The 7,583-nt window shown below is 68.4% G+C and carries 6 protein-coding genes; 2 read left to right on the forward strand and 4 right to left on the reverse strand.

The window, feature by feature from the left end:
* From Q1J79_RS13045 to argH, 4 genes are read right to left on the reverse strand one after another with little or no spacing between them, the layout of a single operon-like run.
* Positions 1-2,613 (reverse strand): TIGR02302 family protein, encoded by a 2,613-nt coding sequence (locus tag Q1J79_RS13045; RefSeq protein ID WP_300301043.1) that lies wholly within the window; start codon positions 2,611-2,613, stop codon positions 1-3.
* The gene (lysA, locus tag Q1J79_RS13050; protein ID WP_300301052.1) at positions 2,589-3,872 is read right to left on the reverse strand and encodes a diaminopimelate decarboxylase; all 1,284 of its coding nucleotides are present in this window, start codon (positions 3,870-3,872) and stop codon (positions 2,589-2,591) included. Before lysA ends, Q1J79_RS13045 begins: the two co-directional genes overlap by 25 nt.
* Before the next feature lie 16 nt (positions 3,873-3,888).
* Complete coding sequence (locus Q1J79_RS13055) at positions 3,889-4,041, reverse strand: hypothetical protein (protein WP_300301044.1); 153 nt, start codon at positions 4,039-4,041, stop codon at positions 3,889-3,891.
* Positions 4,031-5,488 (reverse strand): argininosuccinate lyase, encoded by a 1,458-nt coding sequence (gene argH / locus Q1J79_RS13060; protein ID WP_300301045.1) that lies wholly within the window; start codon positions 5,486-5,488, stop codon positions 4,031-4,033. Before argH ends, Q1J79_RS13055 begins: the two co-directional genes overlap by 11 nt.
* Between argH and Q1J79_RS13065 the strand changes: the two genes are divergently transcribed.
* Complete coding sequence (locus tag Q1J79_RS13065; RefSeq protein WP_300301046.1) at positions 5,487-6,071, forward strand: TlpA disulfide reductase family protein; 585 nt, start codon at positions 5,487-5,489, stop codon at positions 6,069-6,071. The two genes, argH and Q1J79_RS13065, sit on opposite strands and share 2 nt — an antisense overlap.
* Before the next feature lie 214 nt (positions 6,072-6,285).
* Positions 6,286-7,581: a PepSY domain-containing protein gene (locus tag Q1J79_RS13070; RefSeq protein WP_300301048.1), complete on the forward strand. Its 1,296-nt coding sequence runs from the start codon at positions 6,286-6,288 to the stop codon at positions 7,579-7,581.
* Positions 7,582-7,583 lie beyond the last annotated feature (2 nt).

Here is a 7,583-nt window from a genome sequence, read left to right on the forward strand (position 1 = left end):
TCAGAACCGCCGCAGCAGGCGTTCGAGGTAATCCAGCTCGGCCGGGCTGCGTTCGCGGTTGCCGGCGCGGCGCTGCAGCTCTTCCAGGATGCGGCGCGCGCGTTCCACCGGCGCCAGGTCGGGCACCGCGGTGGCCTCGCCGGCATTCTCGTAGCCGGTGGTGTTGCGGCCGAGTGGGTCGCGCACCTGGTTGCGCTGGTTCTGCCGCGCATCGGCCGAGGGCGCCTGGCCGTCGGGATTGCCGCGCTGCGCCTGCTGCATCTGGTTCAGGCCCTGGCGCAGCTGGTCCAGCGCATCGGTCTGGCCCTGCATCGCCTCGCCGGGTTCGCCGCGGCGTAAGGATTCGCGCGCGTCCCGCATCGAACGGTCGGCGCGGCCAAGCTGGTCGGGCAGCGGCACGCCGCGTTCGGCCAGCCGGCCCATCATCTCGCCCAGCTTGCGGCGCAGCTCTTCCTGCTGCCGCGCATCGGCCTCGTTTTCGCCGCCCGGCTGCCGCCCGCCCGGTTGGTTCCCCGGCTGATTGTTGCGGCCATATTGCTGGCTGCGGCGGAAACTGCGATCCAGCAACTGCTGCTGCTGGCGCATCATGTCGCCGAATTCCTGCATCATCTGGCCGGCCTGGCCCTGGCCACGCTGGCCGCGCTGTCCCTTGCCCTGGCGGCCCTGGGGCGCGATGGCCAGCCGGCCGTTCTTCATCGCCTCCAGCATGCGCTGCATCTGCTGCAGCATGTCGCGGGCCTGGTCGCGGTCGCCCATGCGCGCCATGTCCTGGGCCTGGTCCATCATGTCCTGCAGGTCCTCGCCGGACATCGCCTCGTCGTCCTCGCCCAGTTCCTCGGGCTGCTCGCCGCGCGCCAGGCGGTCCAGCGCATCCTGCAGCATCTGCTCCAGCATGCGGTCCATCGCCTGCTGCAGCTCCTGCATCAGTTTCTGGATTTCCTCGTCATCCGCGTTGCGGTCGATGGCATCCTGCAGCCGGTCCATCAGGGCCTGGAAATCGCGGTCGGCCTGGCTGGCGCGGCCATCCTCGATATGCAACGCGGTCTGCCACAGCAGGTCCTGCACGGCGGCCACCGATTCCACGCCGCGGTTCAGGCGCAGGCGCGCGGCCGACATGCGCAGGCCCAGATGCGCGGTGACGTCGTCGCGATAGCGTTCCGGCGCCAGGCTCAGGCCCTGCAACGCGGTCACCACGCGCGACCATGCTGCGGGCTTCAGCGCCAGCTCGCGGCGCTGCTCGACGATGGCTTTGGCCACCGGATGCAGGAAACGCCGCGCCGGCAACGTCACCACCACGGCCGCGCTGCGCCCCACCTGGCCCAGCGCGTCGGTCGCCACCAGCGTCATGCTCACCTGCAGGCCGGCCCAGGGATGCGCGGTGAAATCGAAACCCTGCGTGGCATTCACCGCGCCGCCGCCGGCCGGCGGCGCCGGCCAGTCCACGCTCTGCGGCTGCTCGGCGCCGTCGCGGCGCATCTCGATGCGCAGGCTGTGGATGCCGTAATCGTCCTCGCCCTCGAAGGCGATGTCCAACTCGCCGCGCTTGGCCGCCTTGGGCTCGCCCGCGAAGGCCACGATGGGCGGCAGGTCGGGCATCATGCGCAGGGGCCAGCTGGCGAAAACCTTGTCGCGCCGGTGCAGCACCAGCACCGGATCGCTGCCCTGGGTCAGATCCAGCGCCAGGTCGATCTCGCCGTTGCGCTCGTCGATGGCCTGCAGCGCCTGGTCCTGCGCGCCGAAGCGCAGGCTGAAGCCCGATGGCGGCGCCGCCAGGCGCAGTTTCAGCAGGCTGCCGGTCGGCACGGCGAGGGCGGGCGGTGCATCGCTGCCGGCATCTGCCGGTTGCCCGCCGGGCATGGCCGCCGTCTGCACCGGCTTGCCGTCGCGACTCAGGAACAGCGGCGCGCGGCCCGTATAAGCCGGCGGCGTGATCCAGGCGTCCAGCGCAAACGTGGTGCCGGCCGGCAAAGCCGTGCCGGGCTTGAGCGTGTCGGCCAGGCGCTGGGCGCGGTCCTCGCCCGGGCTGGCCCAGGCCACGATCAGCAGCAGGCCAAGCGCCGCGCGCAGGCCCCAGCTGTCGCGGCGCCACCAGCCGGCCTCGGGCGTGCCGACGCGCACGGCGGCCAGTTTTTCCAGCGCGCGGCGGCGATGCAGCGCCCACAAGGCCTGGGCAATCGGGTCCTGCTGTTCGGCGGCCAGCGTATCGGCGGCGGCTTCCAGCGGGCGATGGTCGAGCAGGTTGACGCGTTCCAGCCGGCGCATGGCGGCGGCGCGGTCGGGCCAGCGCAGATGCCGCAGGCCCTGCCACAGCGCGGCAATGATGCCGCCGGCAAAACCGGCCAGCGCCAGCCAGTGCAGCCAGACCGGGGTGAAGCGCCAGACATCGAAGCCGGCGAGGATGAGGAAAACGGCGATCACGCCGCCCGCCGGCATCAGGCCGGGCCAGAAGCTTTCCCAGAACAGCGCGGCGCGGGCGAGGGCCAGCCGGCGCTCCAGAACGGGCGCCAGAACAGGCGAAAGACTGGCGCCGGAATCGGAGACGCGGCCGGCAACCCGGTCATCGACCGGGGCCGTCTCCGTGGTGGGTGTTATCCCTGCGCCTCGCTGAACCATCCCGGCATCGTCTCCAAAGCCGTCATCTCATCGATGCTAGGGCGACGCCGCACGATGGCAAACCTGTCGCCATGGACCAGCACCTCCGGGGCCAGCGGCCGCGCGTTGTAGGTGGAGGCCATGGCCGAACTATACGCACCGGCCGAGAGGATGGCGAGTAAATCCCCTGCGACAACCGGGGGCATCGGGCGCCCTTCCGCGAAGGTGTCGCCGGTTTCGCAGATCGGGCCGACGATATCGACAGGCGCCAGTTCAGCGCCGTTTTCCGGGGCTTTCACCGGCACGATGCGGTGGAAGGCCTCGTACATGGCCGGCCGGATCAGGTCGTTCATGCCGGAATCGAGGATCAGGAAGGTCTTTTCATCGGCCTGTTTCACATATTCCACGCGGGTCAGCAGCAGGCCGGCATTGCCGACCAGGAAGCGCCCGGGCTCCAGCGCCACGGCGATGCCCAGCGGCAGGATATGCCGGCGCACCATCGCGGCATAAAGCTGCGGATCGGGCGCCGTCTCGTCGTCGTAGCGGATGCCTAAGCCGCCGCCCAGGTCGACGCGGCGGATATTGTGGCCCGCCGCGCGCAACGCGGTGACCAGCTCGGCCAGGCGGATGAAGGTGTCCTCATAGGGCGCCAGGTCGGTGAGCTGGCTGCCGATATGCACATGCACGCCCACCACCTCGATGCCCGGCAGGCTGGCCGCCAGCGCATAGACTTCCAGCGCGCGGCGATAGGAAATGCCGAACTTGTTCTCGGCCTTGCCGGTGGTGATCTTCTTGTGCGTCTTGGCATCCACGTCGGGATTGATGCGGATCGCCACCGGCGCCTTCACGCCCAGGCCGCTGGCGACCTCGGACAGCACCTGCAATTCGGCTTCCGATTCCACGTTGAACTGCGCGATGCCGGTATTGCCGGCTTTCAGCCCCAGCGTCATTTCTTCGCGCGTCTTGCCCACGCCGGCGAAGATGATCTTGCCCGGCGGAATGCCGGCCTTCATGGCCAGCTGCAACTCGCCGCCCGACACCACGTCGGCGCCGGCGCCCAGGCTGCCGAAATGGCGCAGCACGGAGAGATTGGAATTCGCCTTCATCGCATAGGCGATCAGGCAGTCGATGCCGGCGAAGGCATCGGCCAGGCTGCGATACTGCGCGGTCAGCGCCTGGCTCGAATAGACATAGGCCGGCGTGCCGACGGCCGCGGCGATGGCATTGAGGTTGACGCCTTCGGCATGCAGCACGCCGTCGCGATAGTCGAACCAGGGCAGACCTGTCATGGAAAACTCAATAATAGCGGGGCGTGTTGCGGTTGTTGCGGTCGATGGTGCCGGGCCGCTCGACGGCGTCGGGCGGATAATCCGGCAGGTCCTTGCGGCCGCAGGCAGACAGGCCGCCGGCCACGAGGATCAGCAGCAGGAGAAGGGCTTTAGCGCGCATCGGCTTTGCCTTTCTCTTTCGCAAGCAGCTTGCGCCAGCGCGCGATCTGCTTCGCCACGTTGGCCGGCGCGGTGCCGCCATAGGAGACGCGGCTTTTCACCGAATTCTGCACGCCCAGCACGGCGAAGATGTCCTTGCTGATGCGCGGCTCTACGCTTTGCATCTCCTTCAGCGTCAACGCCTCCAGCGGCTTGTCCTGGCTCTCGGCCAGCTTCACCAGGCTGCCGGCCACGTGATGGGCCTGGCGGAACGGCATGTCGATTTTGCGCACGCACCAGTCGGCGAGATCCGTGGCGGTGGTGTAACCCTCGCCGGCCGCCTCCTGCATGCGGGCTGAATTGGCCTTCAGGTCGGCAACCATGCCCGCCGTGGCGGCGATGCAGAGCTCCAGGCTGTCGACGGCGTCAAACGTCGGCTCCTTGTCCTCCTGCATGTCCTTGCCATAGGTCATCGGCAGGCCCTTCATGGTGATCAGCAGGGCATTCAGGCTGCCGATGATGCGTCCCACCTTGCCGCGCACCAGCTCGGCGGCATCGGGGTTGCGCTTCTGCGGCATGATCGACGAGCCGGTGGTAAAGGCATCCGACAGCGTGATGAAGCGGAACTGCGCCGACGTCCAGATGACGATTTCCTCCGCCAGCCTTGAGAGATGCACGGCGCAGATCGAAGCAATCGAGAGGAATTCCAGCGCGTAGTCGCGGTCGGCCACGGCATCCAGCGAATTGGCCATCGGCCGGTCGAAGCCCAGCTCCATCGCCGTGCTGGTCCGGTCGATCGGCAAAGACGTGCCGGCCAAGGCGGCCGCGCCCAGCGGGCTTTCATTCAGCCGCGCGCGCGCATCGTTCAGGCGCGACCGGTCGCGGCCCACCATCTCCACATAGGCCATCAGATGGTGGCCGAAGGTCACCGGCTGGGCCGCCTGCAGATGCGTGAAGCCCGGCATCACGGTGGCGGCATATTCCTCGGCGCGGCGCAGCAGGGTCTTCTGCAGGTCCAGCAGCCCGGCATCGATGCGGTCGATGGCATCGCGCACCCAGAGGCGGAAATCGGTCGCCACCTGGTCGTTGCGCGAGCGTGCGGTATGCAGGCGGCCGGCCGGCTTGCCGATCAGCTCGGCCAGCCGCGCCTCCACATGCATGTGGATGTCTTCCAGCTTCAGGTCGATCTTGAACCTGCCGGCCTCGATCTCACGCAGAATTGTCTGTAGCCCGGCCTGGATTTTTTTGCCTTCGGCGGGCGAGATCAGGCCCTGGCGCACCAGCATGCGGCAATGCGCCATCGAGCCGCGGATATCCTGGCGATAGAGGCGCTGGTCGAAGCGGATCGAGGCGTTGATTTCGGTCATGATCGCCGCCGGCCCTGCGGCGAAACGCCCGCCCCACATGCTGTTGGAGCCGGCTTGTTTAGAGCGGGGCTTCGACTTATCTGATGTTTTGCGTGCCGACATGAAGGATCTGGTGATGGTGCTGATGAAACGGGTTGCGATGATGGCCGTGCTGGCGTCGGTTGCCTTGGCTGTGCCGGCCCTGGCCGCCGATCTGCCCCGCGACGGCGAGATGCGCAAACTTAGCCTCTCGGCCGAGCGGAAGCCAGTCGCGCCGGCCGAATTCCACGACCCCGCCGGCCTGCCGACCACGCTGTCGGCGCAGCGTGGCAAGGTCGTGCTGCTCAATCTCTGGGCCACCTGGTGCGTGCCCTGCCGCGAGGAGATGCCGGCGCTCGATCGCCTGCAGGCCCAGCGCGGGTCTAAGGATTTCGAGGTGGTGGCCGTGGCGCAGGATCGCGGCGGCCGTGCCAAGGTGGAGAAGTTCCTGGCCGAGATCGGCGCCAGCCGCATCGCGCCCTATGTGGATGTCAGCATGAAATCGGGCCGCGCCTGGGGCGCCATCGGCCTGCCCACCACCATCCTGATCGACCGCGAAGGCCGCGAGGTCGGCCGCCTGGTCGGCGAGGCGGCCTGGGATTCCCCCGATGCGCTGGCGCTGATCGACGCGCTGATCCGGGAAAAGACCAAGACGGCGGGGAAGTGACGCCAAAATGGGCCCCTGGTCAGGCCTGGGGTGACGGTAACTGAACTTGAGCGTCATTTCGGCGAAGCGCCGCTTTTCGTGGCGTGCGAGCCGGGACCCCATTCAGGCGGCAAAACCCATTCAGGCGGCAAAACAGGGCGCCCGGCGGCGCAGTAATTGATATTAGTTCTCATTTTCATGTAATCTCCGCGCATTCAGACTGCCGGGGTCATCCATGCGCGCCGTTTTTACCGTCATCCACCGCTGGTTCGGCCTCGCCATCGCGGCGTTCATTTTCCTCACCGGGATCACCGGCGCGGTGATCTCCTGGGACCACGAGCTGGATGCCTGGCTGAACCCGCAGCTCTCCCAGGCCCGCAGTACCGGCCCGGCTAAATCCGGTCTCGAGCTGGCCCGCCTGGTCGAGGCGCGCGATCCACGCGTCTTCGTCACCTATGTGCCGCTGGCCGCCGCGCCGGGCGAATCGCTGTCGGTTTTTGTCGCCCCGCGCATCGACCCGGCCACCGGGCAGGTCTACCGGCCCGGCTACAGCCAGGTTTTCCTCGATCCGGCCAGCGGGGACGAGCTGGGCCGGCGGCTCTGGGGCCAGGCCTGGCCGGTGACGCGCGAGACGCTGGTTTCGTTCCTCTACAAGCTGCATTACAGCCTGCATATCCCTGAGATGTGGGGCACCGACCGCTGGGGCCTGTGGTTCCTCGGCGGCATCGCGATAATCTGGACCATCGACTGCTTCATCGGTTTCTACCTGACCCTGCCGGCGCGGCGCGGGAAACGCTCCAGCCGCGCGCCGCAGGTGGAACGGCAGCTGGCCAAGGGCTGGTGGGCGCGCTGGCGGCCGGCCTGGCTGATCAAGACCACGGGCAGCGCCTATCGCATCACCTTCGACATCCACCGCGCCTTTGGCCTGTGGACCTGGATTTTGCTGTTCACGCTGGCTTTCACCGGCTTTTCGCTGGCGTTTTATCGCGAGGTCTTCCTGCCGGCGATGAGCGTGGTGTCGCAGCTGACGCCGACGCCGTTCGAGCAGCGCGTGCGGCGGTCGCGCAACGATCCGGTCGAGCCGCGGGTCACGCGTGAGCAGGTCGTTGCGCTGGCGGCGGCCGAAGGCGCGCGGCGCGGCTGGGCCGCGCCGGTCGGCGCAATCGCCTATGCGCCACGCTATGGCATCTACGGCCCGCGCTTCTTCGCCCCGGGCGAGGAGCATGGCGCGGCCGGCGTCGGGCCGGCGCGGCTGTATTACGATGGCGCCACCGGTGCGCTGGTCGGCGACCGCGTGCCGTGGAGCGGCACGGCAGCCGACATCTTCGTGCAGGCGCAGTTCCCGCTGCATTCCGGCCGCATCCTCGGCCTGCCCGGGCGCATCCTGATCTCGGTGATGGGGTTGGTCGCCGCCGCGCTGTCGGTCACCGGCGTGGTGATCTGGTATCGCAAGCGCGCCGCGCGGCTGCGCCGGCAGGGTGCGGCACCATTCGCTGCCGGCCAAAACCGCGCCATGCAGGCGGCGGAATAGCA

The sequence above is a fragment of the Ferrovibrio sp. genome, from assembly GCF_029255545.1.
GTDB lineage: Bacteria > Pseudomonadota > Alphaproteobacteria > Ferrovibrionales > Ferrovibrionaceae > Ferrovibrio.